The organism is Plesiomonas sp. ZOR0011, from assembly GCF_000800945.1.
GTDB lineage: Bacteria > Pseudomonadota > Gammaproteobacteria > Enterobacterales > CAMTGL01 > Plesiomonas > Plesiomonas shigelloides.
In genome coordinates this window covers 1-24,123 of record NZ_JRKB01000060.1, presented here as the reverse complement: position 1 = coordinate 24,123, position 24,123 = coordinate 1, and the positions used below count along the sequence as shown (strand labels likewise).

18 protein-coding genes, 1 tRNA gene and 2 pseudogenes are annotated in these 24,123 nt (G+C 53.5%); 11 read left to right on the top strand and 10 right to left on the bottom strand.

Features of this window, described 5'->3' with window-relative positions:
* Positions 1-203 precede the first annotated feature (203 nt).
* Positions 204-1,361 (bottom strand): calcium/sodium antiporter, encoded by a 1,158-nt coding sequence (locus L975_RS09950; RefSeq protein ID WP_047708452.1) that lies wholly within the window; start codon positions 1,359-1,361, stop codon positions 204-206.
* A 320-nt stretch (positions 1,362-1,681) separates the two neighbouring features.
* On the opposite strand from L975_RS09950, the gene L975_RS09945 reads away from it, so the two are divergent.
* Positions 1,682-2,569 carry an endonuclease/exonuclease/phosphatase family protein gene (locus tag L975_RS09945; RefSeq protein WP_047708450.1) on the top strand — a complete coding sequence of 296 codons (888 nt, stop codon included), beginning with the start codon at positions 1,682-1,684 and terminating at the stop codon, positions 2,567-2,569.
* A gap of 198 nt (positions 2,570-2,767) precedes the next feature.
* Here the strand turns inward: L975_RS09945 and L975_RS09940 are convergent, their stop codons facing one another.
* Positions 2,768-3,337, bottom strand: coding sequence for a sugar O-acetyltransferase (locus L975_RS09940; RefSeq protein ID WP_192438127.1), 570 nt, complete (start codon positions 3,335-3,337; stop codon positions 2,768-2,770).
* Between the two features lie 90 nt (positions 3,338-3,427).
* On the bottom strand, positions 3,428-4,207 hold the full coding sequence (locus L975_RS09935) for a GntR family transcriptional regulator (RefSeq protein WP_052181392.1): 780 nt from the start codon (positions 4,205-4,207) through the stop codon (positions 3,428-3,430).
* Positions 4,208-4,387: 180 nt separating this feature from the next.
* On the opposite strand from L975_RS09935, the gene L975_RS09930 reads away from it, so the two are divergent.
* The 6 genes from L975_RS09930 to arsC all read left to right on the top strand — a co-directional run bounded on the left by L975_RS09930 (position 4,388) and on the right by arsC (position 9,987).
* Positions 4,388-5,446 (top strand): ADP-ribosylglycohydrolase family protein, encoded by a 1,059-nt coding sequence (locus L975_RS09930; RefSeq protein ID WP_047708448.1) that lies wholly within the window; start codon positions 4,388-4,390, stop codon positions 5,444-5,446.
* Between the two features lie 2 nt (positions 5,447-5,448).
* Complete coding sequence (locus L975_RS09925; RefSeq protein WP_047708446.1) at positions 5,449-6,831, top strand: cytosine permease; 1,383 nt, start codon at positions 5,449-5,451, stop codon at positions 6,829-6,831.
* Between the two features lie 4 nt (positions 6,832-6,835).
* Entirely contained in the window at positions 6,836-7,783 is a 948-nt protein-coding gene (locus L975_RS09920) for a PfkB family carbohydrate kinase (protein WP_047708444.1), read from the top strand.
* A gap of 208 nt (positions 7,784-7,991) precedes the next feature.
* Complete coding sequence (locus tag L975_RS09915; protein ID WP_010863194.1) at positions 7,992-8,360, top strand: helix-turn-helix transcriptional regulator; 369 nt, start codon at positions 7,992-7,994, stop codon at positions 8,358-8,360.
* 122 nt (positions 8,361-8,482) lie between these two features.
* Positions 8,483-9,559 carry an ACR3 family arsenite efflux transporter gene (gene arsB / locus L975_RS09910; RefSeq protein ID WP_047708442.1) on the top strand — a complete coding sequence of 359 codons (1,077 nt, stop codon included), beginning with the start codon at positions 8,483-8,485 and terminating at the stop codon, positions 9,557-9,559.
* The gene (gene arsC / locus L975_RS09905; protein ID WP_047708438.1) at positions 9,556-9,987 is read left to right on the top strand and encodes an arsenate reductase (glutaredoxin); all 432 of its coding nucleotides are present in this window, start codon (positions 9,556-9,558) and stop codon (positions 9,985-9,987) included. Before arsB ends, arsC begins: the two co-directional genes overlap by 4 nt.
* Positions 9,988-10,098: 111 nt before the next feature.
* Here the strand turns inward: arsC and L975_RS09900 are convergent, their stop codons facing one another.
* From L975_RS09900 to L975_RS09865, 7 genes are all read right to left on the bottom strand, one after another.
* A complete protein-coding gene (locus L975_RS09900; RefSeq protein ID WP_047708436.1) occupies positions 10,099-11,262 on the bottom strand; it encodes a serine hydrolase in 1,164 nt (387 codons plus the stop codon).
* Positions 11,263-11,719: 457 nt separating this feature from the next.
* Positions 11,720-12,256, bottom strand: a complete 537-nt coding sequence (locus tag L975_RS09895) for a 4Fe-4S binding protein (RefSeq protein WP_052181391.1) — start codon at positions 12,254-12,256, stop codon at positions 11,720-11,722.
* Between the two features lie 59 nt (positions 12,257-12,315).
* Positions 12,316-12,909 (bottom strand): Tat proofreading chaperone DmsD, encoded by a 594-nt coding sequence (gene dmsD, locus L975_RS09890; protein WP_081995661.1) that lies wholly within the window; start codon positions 12,907-12,909, stop codon positions 12,316-12,318.
* A gap of 227 nt (positions 12,910-13,136) precedes the next feature.
* The gene (locus L975_RS09885; protein WP_047708431.1) at positions 13,137-13,898 is read right to left on the bottom strand and encodes a DmsC/YnfH family molybdoenzyme membrane anchor subunit; all 762 of its coding nucleotides are present in this window, start codon (positions 13,896-13,898) and stop codon (positions 13,137-13,139) included.
* A gap of 2 nt (positions 13,899-13,900) precedes the next feature.
* On the bottom strand, positions 13,901-14,521 hold the full coding sequence (locus L975_RS09880; protein ID WP_047708430.1) for a DMSO/selenate family reductase complex B subunit: 621 nt from the start codon (positions 14,519-14,521) through the stop codon (positions 13,901-13,903).
* 15 nt (positions 14,522-14,536) lie between these two features.
* Positions 14,537-16,984, bottom strand: a complete 2,448-nt coding sequence (locus L975_RS09875; protein ID WP_047708428.1) for a DMSO/selenate family reductase complex A subunit — start codon at positions 16,982-16,984, stop codon at positions 14,537-14,539.
* 521 nt (positions 16,985-17,505) lie between these two features.
* Entirely contained in the window at positions 17,506-17,928 is a 423-nt protein-coding gene (locus tag L975_RS09865) for a hypothetical protein (RefSeq protein ID WP_047708425.1), read from the bottom strand.
* A gap of 546 nt (positions 17,929-18,474) precedes the next feature.
* Between L975_RS09865 and selA the strand changes: the two are divergent.
* From selA to L975_RS09845, 4 genes and pseudogenes are all read left to right on the top strand, one after another.
* Positions 18,475-19,881 (top strand): annotated as a pseudogene (gene selA, locus L975_RS09860) (L-seryl-tRNA(Sec) selenium transferase); the annotation flags it as partial.
* Between the two features lie 122 nt (positions 19,882-20,003).
* Positions 20,004-21,899: pseudogene (gene selB / locus L975_RS09855) on the top strand (selenocysteine-specific translation elongation factor); the annotation flags it as partial.
* Positions 21,900-22,162: 263 nt separating this feature from the next.
* Positions 22,163-22,257 (top strand) — tRNA-Sec (locus tag L975_RS09850).
* A 294-nt stretch (positions 22,258-22,551) separates the two neighbouring features.
* Positions 22,552-23,727 (top strand): integrase arm-type DNA-binding domain-containing protein, encoded by a 1,176-nt coding sequence (locus L975_RS09845; protein ID WP_047708423.1) that lies wholly within the window; start codon positions 22,552-22,554, stop codon positions 23,725-23,727.
* The last annotated feature ends 396 nt before the right edge of the window (positions 23,728-24,123 follow it).

Sequence of the window (24,123 nt, the reverse complement as noted above, 5' to 3'; positions counted from 1 at the left end):
CCTAGTTCTAAAAACGAATCCTGGATTCTAAAACCCGACCGCCACATCCCCAACTAACCATCACTGCGCCAGCTATCCTCGCCCGTAATTATCATGCAATGGAAACTGGCGCAGTCATAACATCAAGGCCGGTCATGCCCGAGCAATACCTTTGCGCGCCGAAGTCAGGCGCGCAAATAAAATCATTCGGTGCAATTCAGCTTCTATTCCGACACCTTGCTCAGTTGCCGTTTGTCATAACGGTCTTTAACCAATGAGCCAATCACGACCACCACCGTCAACGGAATGAGGGCATAAACGATAATCCCTTGTACCGACGCCAACCACGGCGCATGCAGCGCACCACCAATCAAGAACAGCGTGTACGCCAGATACAGGATGAAAAACAGCGCGCCTTCGATGCGACTGAGAATCGCGCCAGTAAAAAACAGCGGCACACACAGCAGCGCGACAGCCAGCATCACGGGGAAATCCTGCTGCACTAACTGCTCGTTGCCTGCCAGCCCATTGCTGCTCAGCACACCGGAAACCCCTAACACCGCCAACAAGTTAAAGATGTTACTGCCCACTACGTTACCGACGGCAATATCGCGCTGGCCTTTAATACTGGCCACAATCGAGGTCATCACCTCAGGCAGTGACGTGCCAACCGCCACAATCGTCAGGCCAATCACCGCTTCGCTGACCGCAAATGCACGGGCAATATTCACCGCGCTATTCACCAGCAAGTTTGCCCCCGCGACCAAACAGGCTAAACCGCCAATAATCCATAACAGATTTTGCCACGTCGGATGCGTGCCGCTGATCAAGGCATCCACTTCATCATCTTGCTCTGTGCTGGCCGCGTCGCTCAGGGCTGCGCCGCTGGTACTTAGGGCTACGGAGTTATTCGCGCCACTCGCCCTTTCCGTTGCTTCGGTGCGCTTGCCCTGCACAAACAAAAACACGGTATAGGCCAGCAGCAACACCACTAAAATACCGGCATCCAGACGACTTAACACGCCATCGCGGATCATATAGAACACCAGCATACTGGCCAGCACCATCAGTGGGACATCTTGCCGGATAAGTTGGCGCGAAATGGCCAGCGGCGTGATGATAGCGGCAAGGCCAAGAATAAACAGGACGTTAAAGATATTGCTGCCGACCACGTTAGCGATGGCCATTTCACTCTGTCCGGCCAGCGCCGAACGAATGCTCACCGCCAATTCTGGCGCACTGGTACCAAATGCCACGACCGTCAGGCCAATCACCAGACTCGGGATCCCGATACTGGCGGCCAAACGCGCCGCACCTTTAACCAAGCCATCTGCGCCGACCACCAGCAGCACCAACCCAATAGCTAATAACAGATAATCCATGCCTTACTCCTCCTGAGTCTTGGTCAATCCTCGTCACGGGCAGAGTGCACGTGATGACGCGACATGCACCGCTACACTAACACCTATCAGTAGTGCTGCTAGAGCTGCATCTAAACGATGAATCTTTTAAAAGAGTACTCTGAGTCCGGTTCTCAGTCACCCTCCATCCGCCTTCCGCTTAAATAAGCTCAACAACGCAACGCTTTCACCTTTCAGCTCGCATCTTGTTGTATATAGAGCCCTTTTTTTGAAGACGCATCACGGCCGAGCAGCAACAAAGATTTGTATTATGTTTTATTATGCCATCACAGGATCACATCATGAATAAAACCACCAGCGCGCTCGTTATTGGTACTCTGTTATTCTCCGTCACTGCCGCAGCGCAAACCGGAAATGCTAACAGCAATAAAAATAGCCGTGAAGTTGCCAGCGCCCTGAATGGCCTTGCGAATGCTGAATTAAGTGCCGCAAAGGCCCCATCCATTACCGTGGGCACCTTTAATATCGGTGCGGCGAAAGTCTCTTCCATCAGCGAAATTGCCAAAGCGATTAAAGCCAGCAAGGTGGATATCATGGCGCTGCAGGAAGTGGATCAATTAACGCAGCGCAGCGGTAATATTGATCATCTGGCCGAGCTGAAAAAACTGACCGGTATGTACGGCATTTATGGCGCCGCCATTGATTATGATGGCGGCAAATACGGCTTAGCCTTCTTGTCCAAATACCCGATTACGCAAAAAGAGATTGTGCAATTACCATCCGGTAATCGCGAGCAGCGGATCGCGTTTATCGCAGAAATTGAGGCACCCAACTTCCCTGCCCCTATCGTGGCAATCAATACCCATTTGGATACCAAAGAAAACGCGGCAGTGCGTATCGAGCAAATCCAAGAGCTAAATGATCGCACCATCGAGATCCGTGGGATCAAATTGCTGTTCGGCGACATGAATGATACGCCGCAAACCGCCAGCATTCAGGAGCTGACCAAATACTGGAATCCGGTGATGCCGCTGACCGCCGATCACCGCACTTGGCCGGCCAATAACCCAGAAATTGGCGTCGATTACATCTTCACCAGTAACGCCCAGCGCTGGAAAGTGAAAGATATGGTGATCCCAGCCAAAACCGGTAAATGGGCCGGTGTTCATTGGCCAACTGTCAGCGATCACTTGCCGGTGATCGCCACGTTGCAACTCACCGAACAATAATCAGCGCTGCAGTGTGAGTAGATGAGTGCGAGTCGATGAGTCAGTGAGTAAGCGTCTATTGATAAGACGATGACGAGAAGGGATGAACCGCGCAGGCGTTCATCCCTTTTTGTTTGAATTTAACGCGCGGTATGAAGGCGCTGTTATGGAGGTGCTGCTATGGAAGCGCAGTGTAGTAGACGTGGTGAATCAGCGTGTTTAATTCGCCTTCGGCGTCAGAGTCTTAATCACCCGCGCGGGATTACCCGCAATCACCACATTATCGGGAAAACTTTTCGTCACCACCGCGCCTGATGCCACCACCACGTTGTTACCCAGCGTGACACCCGGGTTGATGACCGCATGCCCACCAATCCAACAGTTGTCCCCCACCGTGACCGCTTTTCCCAGCTCGCGACCCCTGTTGCGCTCATCGGGATCAAGCGGATGGGTGGCGGTATAAATCCCAACTTGCGGCCCAAGCATGCAGTTATTGCCCATGCGCACTTCAGCCACATCAAGGATCACGCAGTGATAATTGGCGTAGAAATTCTCGCCCACATGAATATTGCAGCCATAATCGCACTGAAAAGATGGCTCGATATGGATCTGCTCACCACAGCTACCGAACAAAGATTTGAGTAGCCGGACTTTCTCGGTGCGCTCAGACGGCGGGCACTGATTAAAAGCAAAGGTCAGCGCACGGGCTTGAGCGCGGCGCTCGACCAACAGCGGGTCAGCCGGATCGTATAACTCGCCCGCTAACATGTTTTGCCATTCACGGTTCATCTTGCACTCCTTTGTTGTTGTCATCTTCCCTGTTCGGCGGGCGGCGATAAGCGCGCCGCAACCCACTACTCTACATCGACGACTCTACATCTACGGCAGATCGACATACTCTCCTCGCGCATCGACTCGCGTGGTGACAGAAAAGCTGTAACAGTCAGCGCGGCATAGACTCTGGCTGACTTCCAGCAACACCTGCTGCGCATCATAGCTGCGCTGAGTGACTTCCAGCACTGGCGTGCCTTCCGGCAATTCGAGTAACGCCGCATCAGCGGCAGACGGTAACACCTGACGAATCTGATATTGCTGCGAATGCGGCGCAATGCCCGCTTGTTGCCACGCGGCATACAGCGAGCCTTCCAATAAATCAGGGCGCGGCAAAAAAGCTTTCGGAATATAGGTGGTTTCCACGGAGGTCGGTCGACTATCAACGCAGCGCACGCGGCGGATCTTGGCAATTTCACTGCCAGTACTGAGCCCCATCATCTGGGCAATAGCTGGCGCGGCGCTGATCAGCTCACGCACCAACCAGCGATCACTCAATTCGCCGTGCATCCCCAATTGGGTAGTAAAACTGCCACCGGTCAGGTTGTAGTTAAACGGGGTATGCACCACGGTGCCTTTCCCCTGCTGTTTGACCACCAAGCCCTGTTCGGCCAGCAACGCCAGCGCTTTAACAATCGTGGCACGTGACAGCGCAAGATGCTCTGACAAATGTCGCTCGGAAGGCAATACCTGCCCGTGTTTTAGCAATTTGTCTTCGATGGCCTGACGGATCCCCTGCGCCAATGCCAAATAAAGCGGCGTGTTGCTTTGCAACGCTAACCCCGATTTCAGGGTCTCAAACAGGTTTTCCATACTCACGGTTTGCATTTTGTTCTCGTTCTTACGCTTTGGGTCCACACAACATCACTGTAAAAATGCTTCACAGCTCACACTGGACTATAACTGGATCTGTATAATAGCAAACTGGACTGCAACTGGACTACTCAATCAAATACCCCAGTGCACACTCGACCAATGGCGCAAATAATAAAGGACACCCCTACAGTCATGTGCTCTTCTGCCTCGCTTGCACAACAACAACGTATTTTAGGCTGCCTATACGGTCAGGCCATCGGCGATGCTTTTGGCATGCCCTCTGAGCTGTGGTCACGGGAAAAAGTGCGTGCCTATTTTGGCTGGATCTCGGATTTTCTGGATGGCCCACAAGAGAACATCGCCGCTAATGAGTTTGTTCGTGGTCAGTTCACCGATGATACATGTCAGGCGGTTGCATTAATGGATGCCATTATCGAAGATAATGGTCAGATAAATCCACTGACGATTGCCGCGCATATCATGCGCTGGGCCGAAAAGATTGATGCTTTCAATAAAAATATCCTCGGCCCGACGTCAAAAGGCGCATTAACTTCCCTGCAACAAGGCGTGGCGTTGGCCGATATTCAAGCCAATGGCGTCACCAACGGCGCGCCAATGCGCATCGCGCCGGTCGGCTGCCTGCTGCCAACCGCCGATCGCGACGCCTTTATTGAGGCCGTTCGCCTAGCCTGTGCCCCAACCCATAAATCCGATATCGCTATTGCCGGATCTGCGGTGATCGCATGGGCAGTCAGCCGCGCCATTGATGGCGCAGACTGGGCCACCATTTGCCGCGAGCTGCCGCCACTGGCGCATCAAGTACAAACTCGCTTTGCCTCCACCTTCAGTGCCTCACTGGCACGCCGCATCGAGCTGGCACTGCAATCAGTGCGCCAATCTACCGCCATTGCAGCCACCGCCGAAGAAGGGCTGCGTACCGGTTTGGATGAGGTCTACGACCTGATTGGCTCCGGGATGGATGTGATTGAATCTGTGCCGGCAGCCATAGCGATTGTCGAACTCGCCGCTGGGGAGCCGATGCGCTGCGCCGAGCTGTGCGCCAATTTAGGCGGTGACACGGACACCATCGGTGCGATGGCAACCGCAATTTGCGGCGCGCTCAACGGCGTGGACGCCTTCCCACTTGCAGCACGCACGTTAATTGCCGAGGCCAATCAGATTGATTTGGCCGCCTACGCGCAACAATTGACCCAATACCGTCAAACGGAATTTCATCAACAGGAAGTGTGAATATGAGTCAGCAAACTGCAGACGCGGCCTGCGCCGCGCCAGCCGACGGGATTGACCTCATCCCGCCACAACAGTGTACCAAGCGTCCCGCGGAGCTGTTTTTTGTCTGGTGTGCCGCGAACATCGGCATCCTGGGCGTGGTGTACGGGGCGGTGATCGTTTCGTTCGGGCTGTCTTTCTGGCAATCCGTGCTGGCAGCGCTGGTCGGCGTAGCATCGTTCTCGCTGGTCGGGATCACCAGTGTGGCCGGTAAAACGGGCCGCACCACCACGCTGACCCTGTCTCGGGTCTGCTTTGGTAAACAAGGCAATATCGCACCAACGGCCTTTTGCTGGATAAACCTGATGGGCTGGGAAGCCGTCAATCTGGTTACCGGTACCCTGACGCTGGTAGCTCTGTTCAGTGCCATGGGGATCGAAACCAGCGCCCTGATCACGGGGATTTCTCTGCTGCTGTTTGGCGGCCTGACTGTGGTGGTTTCCATGTTGGGCCAAGATACCGTGCTGCAGATGCAAAAGTGGATCACCCGCACCTTTGGCGTGATGACGCTGATTGTGGTGTTGTATCTGATGGCCAATGCCGATTGGAATGCGATTTTAGCCCTGCCATCCGGTAACTGGCTGACCGGCTTCTTACCGGCGGTTTCTGTGATCGCCGCCGGTACCGGCATCAGCTGGGCGATTGCCGGCGCCGACTACAGCCGCGATCAGCACGCTGACGCCAGCACCGGTTCCATCTTTTCGGCGGTGGTCGCTGGAGCTGCGCTGCCACTGGTGCTGCTGATGTTTGCTGGGATCCTGCTGACCGCGCAAATCCCCGATCTGGCCTCTACCGAAAACCCGATCGCCGCAATTGGCCAATTACTGCCAACTTGGATGGCGATCCCGTATCTGGCCGCCGCCGTAGCGGGCATCGTCACTATCGCGGTGCTGAGCCTCTACTCTGCTAGCCTGAACCTGCTGAGCATGGGCGTTAAACTGCGCCAATCGCATGCCGTGATGCTGGATGCGGTATTGGTCGTGGGCGTTGCGCTGTATGTGCTGTTTGTCTCCGGTGATTTTCTGGGGCCATTTATCGCCTTTTTGATCTTCTGTGGTCTGTTCTTAGCGGCGTGGGCGGCTATTTTTATTCTCGATTTTCTGGCTCTGCGCCGTCAGCACGGTTATGACTACCGAGCACTGTACGGTGATACCGGCGTGCGTAAAGGCCCACTTGCTTGCTGGCTAGCCGGCGCCTTGAGCGGCCTGCTGGTCACCAAAACCGGCTTTATTGATGGGCCGCTGGCAATCGGTATTTTTGCTGACTCCAGCTTGGGGCTGTTTGTCTCCTTTGCCGTGAGTTTAGTTCTGTATGCCCTGTTGTTCGTTGCAGCGAAGAGGAAATAAAAGGATGTTGAACCTAACTGCACAAACACCAGTCATGGTGATTGGCGCTGCCTTTGGCGATGTGATGCTGAGTATGCAGCGTCTGCCGCGCTCAGGCGGCGATGAAGTGGCCAGCGAGACTGGCCGTCAAATTGGCGGCTGCGCCTTTAACGTGGCACGCGTATTAGCCCGTTTAGGCATGCCGCTGATTAATGGTATCCCGGTCGGTACCGGTATTTGGGGCGAAGCGGTGGCCCGTGCCATGCAGGCTGAATCTCTGCCGGTACATTTGCGTAACCGCGAGCACGATAACGGCTGGTGTCTGGCACTGGTTGAGCCTAGCGGCGAACGCACCTTTGTTACCGTGGAGGGATGTGAACAGTTCTGGGATACCGATGCCCTCGAAGCGCTGCTGCCACAAGAGCCGGCGTGGGTTTATGCCTCTGGTTATGAAATTGCCAGCAACCACGGCAAACCGCTCCTGAGCTGGCTGACCAATTTACCAACGCGCGTGAAGCTGTTTATCGATCTCGGTCCGCGCATCAGCGAACTGTGTCCGCAGGTGCTGGCAACCTTGCTTGGACGCGGCGCGCTGCTGACCCTTAACCGCGAAGAAGCGGCGCAGCTGCTTAAACAGCCTGCCACGTCGCAGAATATCGCAGCATTTTGTCAGGCGCACCATGTGCCGCTGATCGTTCGCCAAGACAAAAATGGCGCGCTGGTCGGCTCGCCGGATGGTCAGTGCCATCAGGTGATGCCAGTGTCGATCACCGCGTGCGATACCATCGGCGCCGGTGATGCTCATTGCGGCGCTACGCTCGCCGGATTGATGAGCGGTCTGCCATTGGTGGAAGCGGTGCAATTAGGCAATCTAGTCGCGGCCATTGTCGTCAGCCGCCCTGGCGCTGACGGCGCGCCGTATCTGGCGGAGCTGAGCGATTACGCGTTGCCGGCAATTCAGCAGATCAACTGACGGCACCACACAAAACGGTACAGCACTGCTCGGCAATAAGTTCGCCATCATGCTGTCTAATCCCGCCTCGCCATGCACTTTGCATGGCGAGGCTTTTTTCCCTTTTCCCTTTTCCCTTTTCCCTTTTTTGCAATGTGGTGCCGTTTGATTGATCATTTCAATAATTGTTGTATAGTTGAATGATAACTCGTTAGTACAGAGAATTTGTATGGACAAACCTACCGCAACCAAAGTGTTTGAATCCCTCGCCTCGGGCATTCGTCTGGATGTTTGGCGCTTGCTGGTTAAAGCCGGACTCAACGGCATGGTCGCCGGACAACTGGCCACTGAGCTGGATCTGGCGCCAAACACCCTCTCGTTTCATCTCAAAGCCATGTTGCACGCCGGGCTTGTTTCGGTTGAGCAAGAGGGCCGTTTTTTACGCTATCGCGCCAATATCCCACTGATGCTGGATCTGATTGGCTACCTGACCGAAGAGTGTTGTCAGGGCCAACCTGAGCAGTGCGCAGATCTGCGCAAAAGTGCTGGCTGCTGTGAAGCCGTGCTACCGCCGCTCAGCACAACAACAGAAAAATAGTCTTCACGAACGACTCGTAATCGGGGAAAACAAGGCGTTGGCCACCCCCTGAGAGCCTGAATAACACCGCTGGCGTACCCGCCTTTTAGTGCGCGCTGGCTCAATTTTTTCGGAGAGTGTGTATGTCTGCCCCCACCTGCGGCGAACTTGCCACCACAAAACGCATGCGTTTTCTCGACCGCAACCTGACGCTTTGGATCTTCGCCGCTATGGCGCTGGGCGTCGGCATTGGTTATTTCTTCCCACAAGTCGCTAGCTGGAATGAGGCGATGTCGATTGGCAGTACCAACATTCCACTGGCGATTGGCTTGATTTTGATGATGTATCCGCCGCTGGCGAAAGTGAATTACGCGGCGATTGGAACGATGACCCAAGATCGCACCGCGATCACCTTATCGCTCATCATGAACTGGTTGGTCGGCCCGCTGTTGATGTTCGTGATTGCGCTGGTGTTCTTGCACGATCAACCCGGTTACATGACCGGCCTGATTTTAATTGGCTTAGCGCGCTGTATCGCCATGGTGCTGGTGTGGAACGATCTCGGCGGCGGTAACAAAGAGTACGGCGCTGGACTGGTCGCCCTAAACAGTGCGTTCCAAATTCTGACTTACAGCTTCATGGCGTGGTTATTTATCACGGTGCTGCCGCCGCTGTTGGGCTACCAAGGCTTTGCGGTTGATATCACCATGTTAGATATCGCCAAAAGTGTGCTGATTTATCTGGGGATCCCCTTCTTAGCCGGTTATCTGAGCCGTAAATGGCTGATTAACGCCAAGGGAGAGCAATGGTATAGCGAAACCTTTATCCCCGCCATTTCACCAATCACCTTGATTGCTCTACTGGCAACCATCGTGCTGATGTTCAGCCTGAAAGGGGAAATGATTGTTGAGCTGCCGATGGATGTATTGCGAGTAGCCATTCCGCTGGTGGTCTATTTTGTTCTGATGTTCTTTACCAGTTTCCTGATTGGTAAAAAGCTCGGCTTACCGTATGACAAGAATGCCTCAATTGCGTTTACCGCAACCGGCAACAATTTTGAATTAGCCATTGCCGTAGCGATTGCCGTGTTTGGCCTCAATTCCGATCAAGCCTTTGCCGGTGTCATTGGCCCCTTGGTGGAAGTGCCGGTATTGATTGCTCTGGTGAATATTGCCCTGAAGATGAAACAGCGTTATCAGACCCAAGGAGTTAAAGCATGACCGATTCAAGCGTGACCATTTACCACAATCCGGAGTGTGGCACATCCCGAAACACGCTGGCGCTGATCCGCAATAGTGGGATCGAGCCTGAGGTAATTTTGTACCTGCAAACCCCGCCGGACAGAGTCACACTGCAGCAACTGATTCAGGCGATGGGAATTTCAGTTCGTGCTCTGCTGCGTCAGAACGTCGCGCCGTACGCCGAGTTAGGGCTGGCCGAGGATAAGTTCAGTGATGAGCAATTGCTGGACGCCATGCTGGCACACCCGATTTTGATTAACCGCCCGATTGTGGTGACGCCCATCGGTACTCGCCTGTGCCGCCCATCAGAAGTGGTGCTGGATATCCTGCCGCAAGCGCAGCGCGGCGCGTTCAGCAAAGAAGACGGCGAGCAAGTGGTCGACGCACAGGGTAAGCGCCTGCGCTAATCGGTTCACGTCGCCGGTATACTGGCCGGTTGCCGCCAACAAAAAAGCCGTCGCGCATCGTGCGCCACGGCTTTTTTATCGCTGTCATTAGCGTCTATCGTAAACCGACATTCAGCTTAATTTCAGGCTAACGAAATCCTTCAGACGCGAGAAGATCCCTGCTTCTTTGACGGCCGACAACGTGTAGAGTTTTTCACTCCCGATCACCTGATCGTGATACACGTACTCAATCACCCCGACTTCAGTCCCCTTCTCGACCGGCGCTTTCAGGTCTTTATCCTTCAGGGTATAGCGTACACGCAACTCGTGTGCAGCCCCTTTTGGCAAGGTGAAGAACAGGTTATGACCAGCGCCGAGCTCAGCGTATTTCTCCTGACCGTACCACACCTTTTCACGGGTAATCGCGCGATCTTTTTGTGCCAACTGCACGGTCTCAAAATTGTTTTGTCCCCACAGCAGCAGCTTTTTAGCCTGCTCTTCACGGCCTTTGCTGCTGGCCGCGCCCATCACTACCGCGATCAAGCGCTGCCCTTCACTATCAATGCTGGTGGCGACCAAGTTGTAACCCGCCGTCTCGGTGTGGCCGGTTTTCATGCCGTCAACATGCAAGGTTTTATCCCACAGCAGACCGTTACGGTTACGCTGAGTCACCCCATTCCAGGTCAGACTTTTCTCGCTATAAAACGGGTAATAGGTCGGTTCACTGTTGATGATGGTCTGTGCCAGCACTGCCATATCGCGCGCACTGGAGTATTGCCCCGGCGCATCCAAACCATGCACCGTTTCAAAATGGGTATTCGGCATGTTGAGCAATTTAACGTTGGCATTCATCTGCTCAACGAATTGTTGCTGACCACCACTGACATAATCGGACAGTGCCACACAAGCATCGTTACCGGAATCAATGATGATCCCGCGCAGCAAATCACTGACAATCGCTTTATCGCCCGGTTTCAGGAACATCAGCGAGGAGCCTTTAAACACCGGATTGCGGGTTGCCCACGCATCGTTGCCGATAGTGACCGGATCGTTGAGGGTGATGCGTCCTTCATCCAGCGCCTGCTCGGCCACATAAGTGGTCATCAACTTGGTCAAGCTGGCTGGGTTACGCCGCTCATTTTCATTGGCCGCCGTCAGGATTTGTCCAGTACGGGCACTCATCAACACCCAAGAGGCCGCATCAATGTGCGGAGCGCGCAAAGGCATGTCGGTATCGGCATGGGCGGCACTTGCCACCAGCAGCGCGGCTAACGTAAGTTTGCTAACAATATTCAAAACAGATCACCGTGAATAATAACCAATACCGGCTTTATCGGCCGGACACTGAGCCTCTTGCGTACCTACAACGAATGGCGCAATTTCACGCCATGCATTTTCTTTCATTCGCCTTGCCACCCATAAAGGCGACAATGTGGCAGCTAAAGCAGGCCGAGGCTCTCAGGCTGTGTCAGCCAAAAACAGCGGAACCCAAAAACAGCGAAACAATGTATGCGTTCTTGGCGTGCTAACATACCGCAGACAGGAGGGATAAGTGTAAAAAACAGAAGGAAAATACGTACAGATGTAACAACCGGCGAAAAGCGCAGCAATTGCGCGCCTTAGCGGCCTCCATGGTGGTGATTTTGTCAGCAAATACCCTGTAGCCATGCCGACTAGTGAGCCGAAAAAACATGCAGAGCAAACATACCAAGCAAACGCGCCCCCCATAGGCGGCGCTACACACGAACCGCGCTTACAGGGAAAGGGTTATTGCGGCCATATCGCAGCTTAAGCGGCATTGCCCGCAGCCATTACAGTTATCATCGACTTGCGGCAGTTGGCCTGCCGTTAAGGTGATGGCCTGTTGTGGACACTGCTCTGCGCACAGCCCACACGCCATGTGCGCCTGAGTACAGCGGGCGCTGATCTGGGCTCGCACTGCTAACAGCCAAGGGCGATCAGTGCGCAATGCGCCGGATGAACAGCCGCGTGCGCACGCCGCGCAGCCCTCGCACCACCGCTCAGCATAATCAAATCGGCTTTGCCCCTGCGCATCCAGCGACAGTGCCTGCACCGGACAGGCACGGACACACGCCCCGCATCCGGTACACAAGGTCTGAAACTCTCGCTCCTCGGCGCTGTAAGGGGGGCGACAGACATTCGCCCGCATCGGCATGCTCGGCTCCGGCTCCACAGGAGGCTCGGCGGCCCAATTCATGCTCAAAAAGCGCCGCCGCGACAAAATGCGCGGGTTTTCCAATCGCTCGGCTAATCGTTGTGTGGTTTTCATGTCAGGCTCTTTTCATCTCCACGCCAACAGGGTTCATTGCCGGCGCACAGACAGATGACTTAACGAAATAGCGGCTTGTTGGCCACCGTCACATCCAGCGTCTGCGCCAAATCATGCAGATAAATACGCGCTAACTGCCCTAACTCTTGGTAAAACGCACTTTCTCCACTGTCGATCAGTGCATCCAAATAGGCGTATGCCCACGGCAGTAAGTGCTCGGCCAGCAGCTGCTGCACCTGCGCGGTTTGCTGCTGTTCGGTTAATAACGCCAGAGTCATCAACATCAACCCAAAGTGATCTTCCGGTTCATGCTGCTGCGGGGTAAATTGCAATCCGCACTGCTGCAAAAACTGTCGATAGGCTAAGGTACTGTCGCCCATCAGTAGCCCTTCGTGATCCAGATATACCGAACCCCACGGCGGTGCTGGCATGCTGCCTTGGCCAATAAACAGCACACTGTGCTGATACAACAAAGTTTCATCCAGCGCCGGCAATTGGCGCAACAAAGGCGCGGCTTGCGCTTGGCAAGAGGCCGGCAATAAAACTTTAACTTCATCCAGCACACCGAGCGCGGCCTGAAATTGCGGGTCGGTGGGTGGACAGTAAAACAACACCCCTAAAAGTCGTGGGATGACCGCCAGTGATGACATCATGCTTCCTTCAAGATTTTCTGATTTTCGATGCCTGAGTGCTCTTGCTATGCACCGATCATGGCTCGTTCTGTGAGTTTCGCTCTTGTTTGCGTTTCGCTTGAGGCGGTGTACGGCCCCGATTGAACGCCGTACACCGCGATGGCTTTACACCGTGCTCGCTTTATCGCTTGCCGCGCTTGTTCTGTATTCCCAACCAAGGCTGCAAGCGAGCGTTCAAGTCCGCGTGATTACATGCCGATTTGCCACAGGTCGTAAAACGCAATGCGCCCTAAGAGCTCAGCCGCGATCACCGCCACAGCCACCAGCGCCGGTAACCATTTCGGCTCCTGACGCGCCGCCAGCAACAACGCCAGCGCCAATAGCGCGGTTTGCAGTTGCCATAAGCCGGTCACCGCCGCCAAGGCCGCGCCTCCACTGCTGGCAATAAACGCGGCATAGCCCAGCTTGGTGGTAAGCGCAGCCACAATGCCCAGCCCCATCACCCAACGCGCCCATGTCACGCCCAGCGTGCAAGCCAGTGCGCCGCCACCAATGAACACGGTCAACAGGTGCATCAAGGTGACATGCCCGCTCGCCCAATGCGGCACGGTATCCAGCTGATAGATTTGCGGGATAGTCCAGACAAACAGCAGCCCCACCGGCACAGCAACGCCGAGCAGCGCACGGCTTAAACCCGGCGCAGCCTGACGCCAGCGCAATAGCGCACCTAAGCCCGCACAAGCGATGAAAATCCCCGACAGCACAATCTCATTGCTCATCGGTGAACGGCCAACGCCAGCCAGCATGTTCAGCGCACGCAGCGGTTGCCCAAGGTGCACACTGCCCATTACGCCGCCGAGCGCAAACAGCGCCACAGCCCCCAGCAATTTGATGCTGGCGCAGCGATCGCTACCGACCGGCTGGCGCGATTGCCATAACAGCAACAGAAGATAAGCGCCGACCGCGCTTTGCGTCAGGACGGTGAAAAAAACCAGCGGTAATTCATGCATGATCACACCTCCCTGGTGTTAGCAACCTGACCATCTTGACTACCCGACGGGCGGGCATCCGGATGCGGTTTGATGATCAAATTCGGCTGCGTCAACGACGGTGACGGCAACGGTGCAAACGCATTTTGCGTGCCGTACTTAGCGCGCAACTGCTCGATCGGGCCAAAATCCAGTGCGCGCTGTGGACACGAACGCACGCACACCGGCTGCTCGCCTTTGGCGACGCGGGTGTAGCAACCGTCACACTTGGTCATCACCTTTTTCTCGGCATCAAACTGTGGCGCGCCATACGGGCAGCGCATCTCGCAGTAACGACACCCAACGCACAGATCCTGATCAACCACCACCAGACCGTCTTCAGCACGCTTGTGCATGGCGCCAGTTGGGCAGCCAGTGACACAGGTCGGGTTCGAGCAATGGTTGCAGCTGATCGACATGTAATAGTGGAACACATCGGACTGCCACATACCGTTACGCTGCTGCCAGCCACCACCGACGTATTCATAAACCCGCCGCAGTTTCGGACCAACATCCAGATCCTTTTCATCCTTACAGCTCACCTGACACGTTTTACAGCCGGTGCACTTGGATGAGTCCAGAAAAAAACCATATTGAGTAGGCATACTGTTTTACTTTCCTTAAACCTTCTTCACTTCGCACAGGTTAGTCAGCTGCGGGTTCCCCTTCGACAGCGGGGAAGGATGCATCGTGGTCAGGGTATTGATACACCCGCCGACATCCACGCCATCTTTGTTGGTTTTCCGCCATGCCCCTTGCGGCATCGAGACCACTCCCGGACGGATCCGCGGTGTCACTTTAGCCGCCATCCGCACCCGGCCGCGGTCATTGAAAATCTCCAGCAGATCGCCATCCTGAATGCCGCGTGAGGTCGCATCCAGCGGGTTAATCCACAGGGTATCGGGCACCGCTTCGCGCAATACCGCTACCGAATGGTAGGTGGAGTGTGTGCGACCTTTGGTGTGGAAACTGGTGAGTACCAGCGGGTATTTTTTCAGCAACTCCGGATCGCCATCGACCCCTTCGCGCACCGGCACATACTCGGGGATCGGGGTGATTTTGTCCCACTTCGGATCTGGCAGCGTCCATTCTTGGGCAATGGTCGCTAGGCGCTCAGAGTAAATTTCAATCTTGCCGGATGGGGTTTTCAGCGGATTGGCCTGCGGATCATTACGGTAATCTTGCAGCGCGACATATTTGCTACTGTCTGCTAAGCGGCGGTCTACCACGCCCATGCCATCGGTTTTGGCAAACGGCGGCAGATTCGATTGCGGATTCATCTTGCGGGTTTCTTCGTAGCAGTACTCCACCCAGCCATTGACATCACGCCCTTCGGTGAACTGCTCTTCAATCCCCAGTTTGCGCGCCACTTCGGCAAACACATCGTAGCTTGGGCGATTATCAAACAGCGGCTCAATGGCATTTTGCAGACGGATAAAGTAGTGATACGCCCCTGATGCATAAGAGTTATCCACCAGATCGTTTGACTCCACCGAAGTGCAATCCGGCAGCAACAGATCAGCATAACGCGCCGTGGCGGTCATGTGGTTATCCATCACCATGATGAACTCGCACTGACTCTCATCTTCCAAAATCTTGTGCGTCAAATTGAGATCAGAGTGCTGGTTCATCATCACGTTACTGGCGTAACTCCAGATAAACTTGATGTTTTGCGATAACGCCTCAGCACCGCGCAATCCACTGTTTTTACTGGTGAACTTACTTCCGTGCATAATGGCATCGGCCCACAAGAAACAGGGAATTGATGCTTTCACCGGATTTTTGAATGGCAGCTTTTTCAGTGGATAAGAAACATTGCCGCCCCAGTTACCGGAGTTCGTCCCCGGTCGACCAAACTGTCCGGTGATCACCGGCAGCAACATAATGGCCATGGCGGTCTGCTCACCGTTCGAGGCCCGCTGCGCCGACCAACCTTGTGAGATCCACGCCGCTTTCGCTGCCGTCAGCTCGCGCGCTAACTGGCGGATCTCTTGCGGTGCAATACCGGTAATTTGGCTAGCCCACTCCGGCGTTTTAACCGTTTTATCCGCGCCTAAACCCAGCACATAGCTCTTATAGCTTGAGTTAGCCGGTGCCGAGGCTGGCAGCGTACTTTCATCAAAGCCCACGGCATAGCGGTTGATTTGCGCTTCATCGATCAACTCTTCGGTCAGCATGGTATGTACCATCGCTGCAACCAAAGCGGCGTCCGTGCCTGGATTAATCGGCAGCCACGTGGCATTAAACGCCGACACGCTATCGGTACGGCGTGGATCAACGATCACCACCTTCGCGCCGCTTTGGCGTAAGGCATCAAATGTTTCGGTGATCTGACCACCACCCGACATCCGCGTTTCAGCAATGTTCTGACCGAACATCAAGACAAAATCGGAATGGCGAATATCGGAGAGCAAACTGGCCTGCGGTGAACCATACAAAAACGGCTCAATCACACCGATGGATGCGGTCGAATAGGTGGTGTACTGGTCAAGGAAACCGCCCATCAATCCCAGCAAGCGTTTGCCTGCACTGCGGCCCTGAATATTGGCACCGGTAGAACCACTGCCGTACTGATAGTACACAGCTTCATTGCCATATTTATCAATGGTGTAGCGCAATTTATCGGCGAGAATCGTGGTAGCTTCATCCCAGCTAATCGGCACGAACTTGCCTTCACCACGCTTGCCAATTCGCTTCATTGGCGTTTTGAGGCGATCGGGGTTATAGGTCTTCCAACGCACTGAGCGGCCACGCAGACAAGGGCGGATCTGGTGCTCGCCCATAACCGTATCATTGATGCCATTTTCGGTATCAATGCGTACGATCACGCCATCTTTGGTGTGCACTTTCAGCGGACAGCGACTGCCACAGTTCACCAAGCAAGCACTGTACGAAACTTTGGTCCCGTCATCGCGGGTCACCAATGCGGGTTCTGACTTTGCATTCACTTGAAATGGCAGCGATAACGAACTGGCCACAGCCAATGCGCCTCCCCCTTTTACGCCCATTTCAAGAAATGAGCGTCTGGATACCTCGCAATTCAGGTATTCCGGATTACCTTTGCTCATATCACTCCTTAAATCGCCTACACCAAAATAAAACCATCTAAAATGGAAATCCTTTTTTACAAAAATACCCTAAACGGGTTACCGGTATCATGGCTTGATAGATATCAAAAACCGGCCAGTAATTTTTATTCAGGGAAATAATTGCTGGTGAGGTCAAAAATATTATCCTGTCTCATCAATATAATAAGGCAAGCTGTTTTATTTCGAATGAGGAAATGAATGAATATAGGGATAAGTGTGCAAGGCGCAAATAAATAACAAGGTGGAAAATTATTTAACGTAAGGAATGAGGTTGCCATACAATTGAATTGGACGATGAAAGAAATACCGCAGAGAAATGATGGCGTACAATTCAGTGAAATAATAAATACCGCCATGCAGCGGCGCTAACAATAACGGCAACGGCAACGGCAACGGCTCAATGTAATGAAAACCGATCAGGACAACCACGAATTGACAAAACAAGCCTAACGAGATGATTAGGCCCTACCCATAGCCTCATGCGCCGCAAAGTCGCGTATTTAGTGCCCTCTGGCCGCCTGAATCTGCGCGAACTCCGCCCAAAAATGGCGCGCCTGTACCAAGATCTGCTCATCCGGTAATTGATGCCAAATACTCTCGCCCCACAAGCTTAACAGTACCGATTCGCTATCGGTAATTTGCGCCTCGCGCTGCTGACTTGGGCTTTCCCCCGCGCTTTCTTGCACTAACAATTCTTGTGCTAACAAAGTTTGTGCTCGCGTAACATCGACCAATTGGCTTTCGCTAGTTGATGCCTCAAGATCTGATTGATGACGCTGCAAAACACATAATGCTGCGCGGATCGCCGTCGTTTCATAACGCAAAATATCATGCGCATCCGATTTAATATGAAACTGAGATGCCAATGCGGTCAACTCGGTCAGCAGTAATTCCCCTTCGATAATCAGTGCCGCTATCGCCATGACCGTTCTCCTTAGTGCTCTTATCGTCAATATTGTTTTTATCCATAAAAACAATTAATTCTTATTCGCAATTTACTGGGCAGCCATTTCCCAATCTGAGTATAACTTTCCTGTGTTGATATTTTTAGCCGGTGACTAACGGCATCAACTTACGCCTTCCCTATTTTTTATTTTGCTAATATTCTTCTTATCTTGCTTATCCACTATCAGTTTTATTTTGCTCCCCTTGAATTAAGCATAATCGAGCTACCCATAATTACCTATTTGAACCACGCACATTTTTCAGCGCAACGCTGGGTAATTTGCCGCTATGCTTTCGCAAAAAAGACAACAATAGGAGGGGAAATCCTCATAGCAATTCTCCTTTTACCACCCAGCGCAGCTAACTATTCCCCCAATAATCAAACGATAAACAACGTTCTTAGCCGGTAGCACTACTCGGCCTGTCTTGCTTACACCGAGATGGGCGCTAAGCCGTGCAGGCACTGACAGATATGCTAAAATGCGGCAACATCCTGATATCACAACTCAAACACGGACTTACGGATGAGCCACTTACCTGTCACAGACGCAGAGCCTAGTCGTGCGCTGTATCGCCGCATTCCGGCAATTGAACAACTGCTGCGTCACCCGCAGATCCAGCCTCTTTTGGCACATTACGGCAATACCCTGATCACCGAGCAATTACGCCAACTGCAACAGCTGGCGCGCCAGCATATTCAAACCCTCCACTCTCTGCCAAATTGGAGTGACGATTGGCCACAAGCGCTGCAGCATGCGTTGCAACAACGCCGTCTGGCGCCGCCGCGGGTTTTTAACCTCACTGGCACAGTATTGCATACGAATCTGGGCCGCTCCCCGATGGCGGAGGCGGCAGTTACTGCAGTAAGCCAAGTGATGCGCCACCCTGCGGCACTGGAGTTCGATCTCGATGCCTCCGCACGCGGCCATCGTGACCAACAAGTCGCCCAGTTACTGTGCCGTTTGACCGGCGCCGAAGATGCCTGCATCGTGAATAACAATGCCGCTGCCGTGTTGCTGCTGTTAGCCAGCATGGCCGCCGGACAAGAGGTGGTGGTATCACGTGGGGAGTTGGTGGAGATCGGCGGCGCTTTTCGCGTACCGGATGTCATGCGCCAAGCCGGTTGCCTGCTACATGAAGTGGGCACCACTAACCGCACCCACTTGCGCGATTACGAGCAAGCCATCAATCCACACACCGGCTTGCTGATGAAAGTGCACACCAGCAACTACAGCATTCAAGGCTTCACTGCCGAGGTCTCGCATGCTGAATTAGCCGCCCTTGGCCAGCAGCATGGGTTACCAACCGCGGTGGATTTGGGCAGTGGCTCACTGATTGATCTGACTGCCTATGGTCTACCCGCTGAGCCGATGCCGCAGACGCTGATCGCACAAGGGATCAGTCTGGTTTCTTTCTCGGGCGATAAACTGCTCGGCGGCCCGCAAGCCGGGATCATCATCGGCAAGCGCGACCTGATTGCCAAGTTACAGCGTCACCCTCTCAAGCGTGCGCTACGCGCCGATAAAATGACCCTCGCCGCGTTAGAAGCCACCTTGAACCTGTATCTGCAACCCGAGCACCTGCGCCGTGACCTGCCAGCACTGCACCTACTGACGCGAGAGCAATCCCAAATGCGAGCAGCAGCCGAGCGGCTAATGCCGATTCTGCAACCGCTGTTCGCCGATAGCTTTACGGTCGCCTCCGCAGCTTGCGCCTCACAAATCGGCAGTGGCTCACAACCGCTCGACCGCCTGCCTAGCTGGGGTCTGACCTTTACCCCACATGATGGACGTGGCGCAACCTTGCTGACACTGGCCGACCAATGGCGACGCTTGCCGCTACCGGTCATTGGCCGCTTGCAGGAAGGTCGTTTATGGCTCGATCTTCGCTGCCTGTGGCCTGACGATGAAGCCTTATTCCTGAGCCAGCTCACGGAGCGCTATGCCGCATCGCAGAGCAAGCCAGTTCATCCTCAGCCCGATAATCAATCTGCCCCCTCAGCCATGACAACCGTAGCGGCCACTGCCGAAAAAAACCTGTTAGGAGGCGCTCTATGCTGATCGCCACCGCCGGCCATGTCGATCACGGCAAGACCAGTTTGTTACAGGCATTAACGGGGATTAACGCTGACCGCTTACCCGAAGAGCAGCGCCGTGGCATGACCATTGATCTGGGGTACGCCTATTGGCCACAACCTGATGGCCGCATGATTGGCTTTATTGACGTCCCAGGCCATGAGAAGTTTTTGGCCAACATGCTGGCCGGGATTGGTGGTATCGATCATGCCTTGTTGTTAGTCGCCTGCGATGATGGCGTCATGCCACAAACTCGTGAGCATTTGCATTTGTTGCAACTGAGCGGTGTTCCGACGCTTAGCGTGGTTCTGACCAAAGCCGACCGAGTGTCTGCCGAGCGTATCGAACGTGTCAGCCACGATGTGCAGCAGTGCTTAGCTGAGTATGGGCTAGATGCTACGGGGATTTTTATTACCGCCAGCACCACTGGCCAAGGCATTGCGGCGCTGCAAGATCATTTGCGCACCCTCTCCCCGGCAGCGCGCGCGTTAGACAGACCGTTTCGCCTCGCAATTGACCGCGTGTTTACCGTCAAAGGCGCAGGCACCGTGGTCACCGGCACCGCGCTTGCAGGCCAAGTGCAACTCGGTGATACCTTGCAACTTTGCAGCGCGCGCCAGCAAGTAACGGTACAGTCCGTCACCGTGCGAAGTCTACATGCGCAAAACCGCCCAACCGAGCGTGCCAGCGCCGGTGAGCGGATTGCACTGAACCTGCGCGGTGCGGATCCGGCAAGCATTCAGCGCGGAGACTGGTTACTCGCCAGCGCCGCAATCCCTAGTCCACACCATGCCGATGCGCCGCCATACTGCGACCGCCTAATTGTCAGCCTAACGCCCGCCACGGTGTTCAGCCATTGGCAGCCGCTGCATATTTACCATGCCGCCAGTCATGTAACGGGGCGACTGGCCTTGCTCAGTGAGCCAGCGAGCACACAGCCAACGCTCGCCGAATTACGCCTCGACACACCATTGCTGCTTACCGAGCAAGACTGCCTATTACTGCGCGACATCAGCGCTCGGCAAACCTTGGGCGCGGCCCACGTGGTAGATTTGTTTCCACCGCTACGTGGCAAACGCCGTCCCGAACGACTCACTTTCTGGCAGCACTACCATGCGATCCTGGGCGATGATGCCAAAGCACTTGCGCTACGCCTCACCCAAGGCGCTTTAGATCCTGTTCAATTTATGTGGTCACGCCAGCTACCGAGCCAGAGTCTCACTCAACTTTGTCAGCAGGCACAGGTTATCCATGCTGGTGATCATCTACTCAGCACCGCACACGCAACAGCGCTACATCAGCGTTTACTGACCGCGCTTAGCACATTTCATCAGCAACATCCCGACCAACCGGGTGTCAGCCTCAGCCGTCTGCTGCGCATCGCGCTGCCTGCCGAGCCCGTCCGCTGCGCCGAAGCCCTGCTGCGCCAGTTGCTACAAGACGGCCTGATATTACACCGTCAAGGTTGGCTGCATCTGCCTACTCACAGCGTCAGCTTCAATACACAGCAACAGCAACAATGGGCGCTCATCCTACCCCACCTGCTCGCTGATACAGCGTGCTGGGTACGCGACTTAGCCCACGCGTGTGAATTAGAAGAAAGTGCAGTACGCAGCTTGCTTAAAAGCGCCGCCGTGCAAGGCAAAGTGACCGCGATTGTGCCTGATCGCTACTGTTTGCAGTCTTGCTTGTTGCACTGCGCTGAACTCATTCGCACACAACAGGCCACACAAGGCAGCACATCTGCCGCCGATTTTCGCAATCAGCTCGGCATTGGCCGTAAACTGGCGATCCAAATCTTGGAGTACTTTGATCGTAGCGGATTTACCCGCCGGCGTGGCAACGCGCATCTGTTACGCGATCCGCTGATGTTCACGCTTGCAGAAGAAATGTCGTCTACGCAGCAACCAGCTAGCGAAGTATACTCAGGGAATGGCAGCGGGAAAGTTCATCAAGAGCCATACCATGAGACTGACGTGATAAACACCACTGTCGATACGCTCACAGCTCCCGCTAGACCGGCATAAAACACGCAGGGATAATGCCAGCATTTCGCTCTGGCATTATCCTTGAATATCTTTATAATTGAGCGCGTTACTGCACATATTGTATACATCTATGCAATAGACAATATCATGGAAGATCGTCGTTTCCGGTGAGGCGGCTGGACTTCAAATCCAGTTGGGGCTGCCAGCAGTCCCGGGCAGGTTCAACTCCTGTGATCTTCCGCCAATTAAGCTCTCCTGAACTCTCCCCACGTCAACAAATCGGTTGTAATTCAATGATATACTGACAAAAGTTACTCTCCAGTAATCAACCCACATCTATCTACATCAAGTAGGGTTTGGGGGTACTTTTGGGGGTATTTCTAGCACACAGAAAATCGATACCCCCATATGATGAGATAGTTCTTATTTAACATATGGTTAAGCGGGTATCTTTGATTTTTTGGGGCGTACTTGGGGGTACAATAAGACAATTGGCGGAAATCCCCTGAAAGCAGGAGTCATCAGACCGGAGGATGGTATGGTACTGACTGACATTAAAATCAAAACAGCAAAACCGAAAGATAAGCCCTATAAGCTTGCTGATGGCGAAGGTATGTACCTGCTTGTCAATACAAACGGTTCAAAGTACTGGCGAATGAAGTATCGGATTGCAGGTAAAGAAAAAATACTCTCAATCGGTATATACCCAGATATTTCACTCGCTGATGCTCGCGCAAAGCGTATGGAAGCGAGGAAGATTTTAGCTTCTGGAGGAGATCCCAGCGAAGCAAAGAAAGAAGAAAAGCTTGCCTTGCAAATCAGCTTGGAAAATACTTTTGAAGCGATCGCCCGTGAATGGCATAACTCAAAATCAGAACGATGGTCATTGCGCTATCGTGATGAAATAATTGATACTTTTGAAAAAGATATTTTTCCACACATCGGAAAGCGACCGATAGCCGATATAAAGCCCATGGTGGTGCTAGAAACCTTACGCAAAATCGAGAAGCGTGGTGCACTTAAGAAAATGCGTAAAGTCCGGCAACGTTGCAAAGAGGTATTTTCTTATGCAATCGTAACCGGTAGAGCAGACGCTAACCCTGCCGCCGACTTAGCCAGCGCATTAGCGACGCCTAAGAAGACCCACTTCCCATTCCTACCAGCGAGTGAATTACCCTACTTTATTCGAGATTTAGCTGGATATACGGGTAGCGTCATCACCAAGACTGCAACCCAAATCATTATGTTAACTGGCGTGCGTACACAAGAGCTGCGCTTTGCTCGGTGGCAAGACATAAACTTTGAGGACAAATTATGGGAAATCCCAGCTGAGGTCATGAAGATGAAGCGTCCTCATATCGTCCCCCTCTCGGAGCAAGTAGTTGCACTCTTCAGACAACTTGAGCCAATCTCAAGACGCCATTCACTCGTTTTCATAGGCAGAAATGACCCACGGAAGCCGATTAGTAAAGAGAGCATTACTCAGGTGATCGAGCTACTCGGTTACAAGGGGCGGCAAACTGGTCATGGATTTAGGCACGCAATGAGCACAATATTGCATGAACATGGTTTTAATTCTGCTTGGATTGAGACACAGCTTGCACATGTAGATAAAAACAGTGTTCGTGGTACGTATAACCATGCTCAGTATTTAGAAGCGCGTAGAGAGATGATGCAGTGGTACGCTGATTACATTGATAGCCTTTCAAAATAAGCAAATAAAAATTATTGAAAAAGCATCCACTCTAATGGTTGCTTTTTTTATTTTTCTGAATTCCCATTTCAACATATCCCTGCATGAATTTCTTGTATGAATAATCACCACTGATTTTGGGAGGATTACCGTGTTATAACGCTTTGCGGCTTCTGCATTCAGTTTTTCTGAGTCAATCAGCTCTTGAGCTTCGTGTGGTTGCTCGGCTTGTGTAAAGGAGCCGAGGAAAACGGTGGCGATTCACACCGATTGGCGTTTTGTAGCTGAAGTTGACAGGCCCCCATTTTTAGAGCCATTCTGAGGATGAATCGAGCTGTTCATGACAGGCCCCCATTTTTAGAGCCATTCTGAGGATGAATCGAGCTGTTCAATAATCAATGGAAGCCACAAATTGCA

What these genes read in the sequence shown, in the direction of transcription:
- L975_RS09950 (WP_047708452.1), bottom strand. Translation starts at nt 1,361, where the DNA reads ATGGATTATCTGTTATTAGCTATTGGGTTGGTGCTGCTGGTGGTCGGC.
- L975_RS09945 (WP_047708450.1), top strand. Translation starts at nt 1,682, where the DNA reads ATGAATAAAACCACCAGCGCGCTCGTTATTGGTACTCTGTTATTCTCC.
- L975_RS09940 (WP_192438127.1), bottom strand. Translation starts at nt 3,337, where the DNA reads ATGAACCGTGAATGGCAAAACATGTTAGCGGGCGAGTTATACGATCCG.
- L975_RS09935 (WP_052181392.1), bottom strand. Translation starts at nt 4,207, where the DNA reads ATGCAAACCGTGAGTATGGAAAACCTGTTTGAGACCCTGAAATCGGGG.
- L975_RS09930 (WP_047708448.1), top strand. Translation starts at nt 4,388, where the DNA reads ATGTGCTCTTCTGCCTCGCTTGCACAACAACAACGTATTTTAGGCTGC.
- L975_RS09925 (WP_047708446.1), top strand. Translation starts at nt 5,449, where the DNA reads ATGAGTCAGCAAACTGCAGACGCGGCCTGCGCCGCGCCAGCCGACGGG.
- L975_RS09920 (WP_047708444.1), top strand. Translation starts at nt 6,836, where the DNA reads ATGTTGAACCTAACTGCACAAACACCAGTCATGGTGATTGGCGCTGCC.
- L975_RS09915 (WP_010863194.1), top strand. Translation starts at nt 7,992, where the DNA reads ATGGACAAACCTACCGCAACCAAAGTGTTTGAATCCCTCGCCTCGGGC.
- arsB (WP_047708442.1), top strand. Translation starts at nt 8,483, where the DNA reads ATGTCTGCCCCCACCTGCGGCGAACTTGCCACCACAAAACGCATGCGT.
- arsC (WP_047708438.1), top strand. Translation starts at nt 9,556, where the DNA reads ATGACCGATTCAAGCGTGACCATTTACCACAATCCGGAGTGTGGCACA.
- L975_RS09895 (WP_052181391.1), bottom strand. Translation starts at nt 12,256, where the DNA reads ATGAAAACCACACAACGATTAGCCGAGCGATTGGAAAACCCGCGCATT.
- dmsD (WP_081995661.1), bottom strand. Translation starts at nt 12,909, where the DNA reads ATGATGTCATCACTGGCGGTCATCCCACGACTTTTAGGGGTGTTGTTT.
- L975_RS09885 (WP_047708431.1), bottom strand. Translation starts at nt 13,898, where the DNA reads ATGCATGAATTACCGCTGGTTTTTTTCACCGTCCTGACGCAAAGCGCG.
- L975_RS09880 (WP_047708430.1), bottom strand. Translation starts at nt 14,521, where the DNA reads ATGCCTACTCAATATGGTTTTTTTCTGGACTCATCCAAGTGCACCGGC.
- L975_RS09875 (WP_047708428.1), bottom strand. Translation starts at nt 16,984, where the DNA reads ATGAGCAAAGGTAATCCGGAATACCTGAATTGCGAGGTATCCAGACGC.
- L975_RS09865 (WP_047708425.1), bottom strand. Translation starts at nt 17,928, where the DNA reads ATGGCGATAGCGGCACTGATTATCGAAGGGGAATTACTGCTGACCGAG.
- L975_RS09845 (WP_047708423.1), top strand. Translation starts at nt 22,552, where the DNA reads ATGGTACTGACTGACATTAAAATCAAAACAGCAAAACCGAAAGATAAG.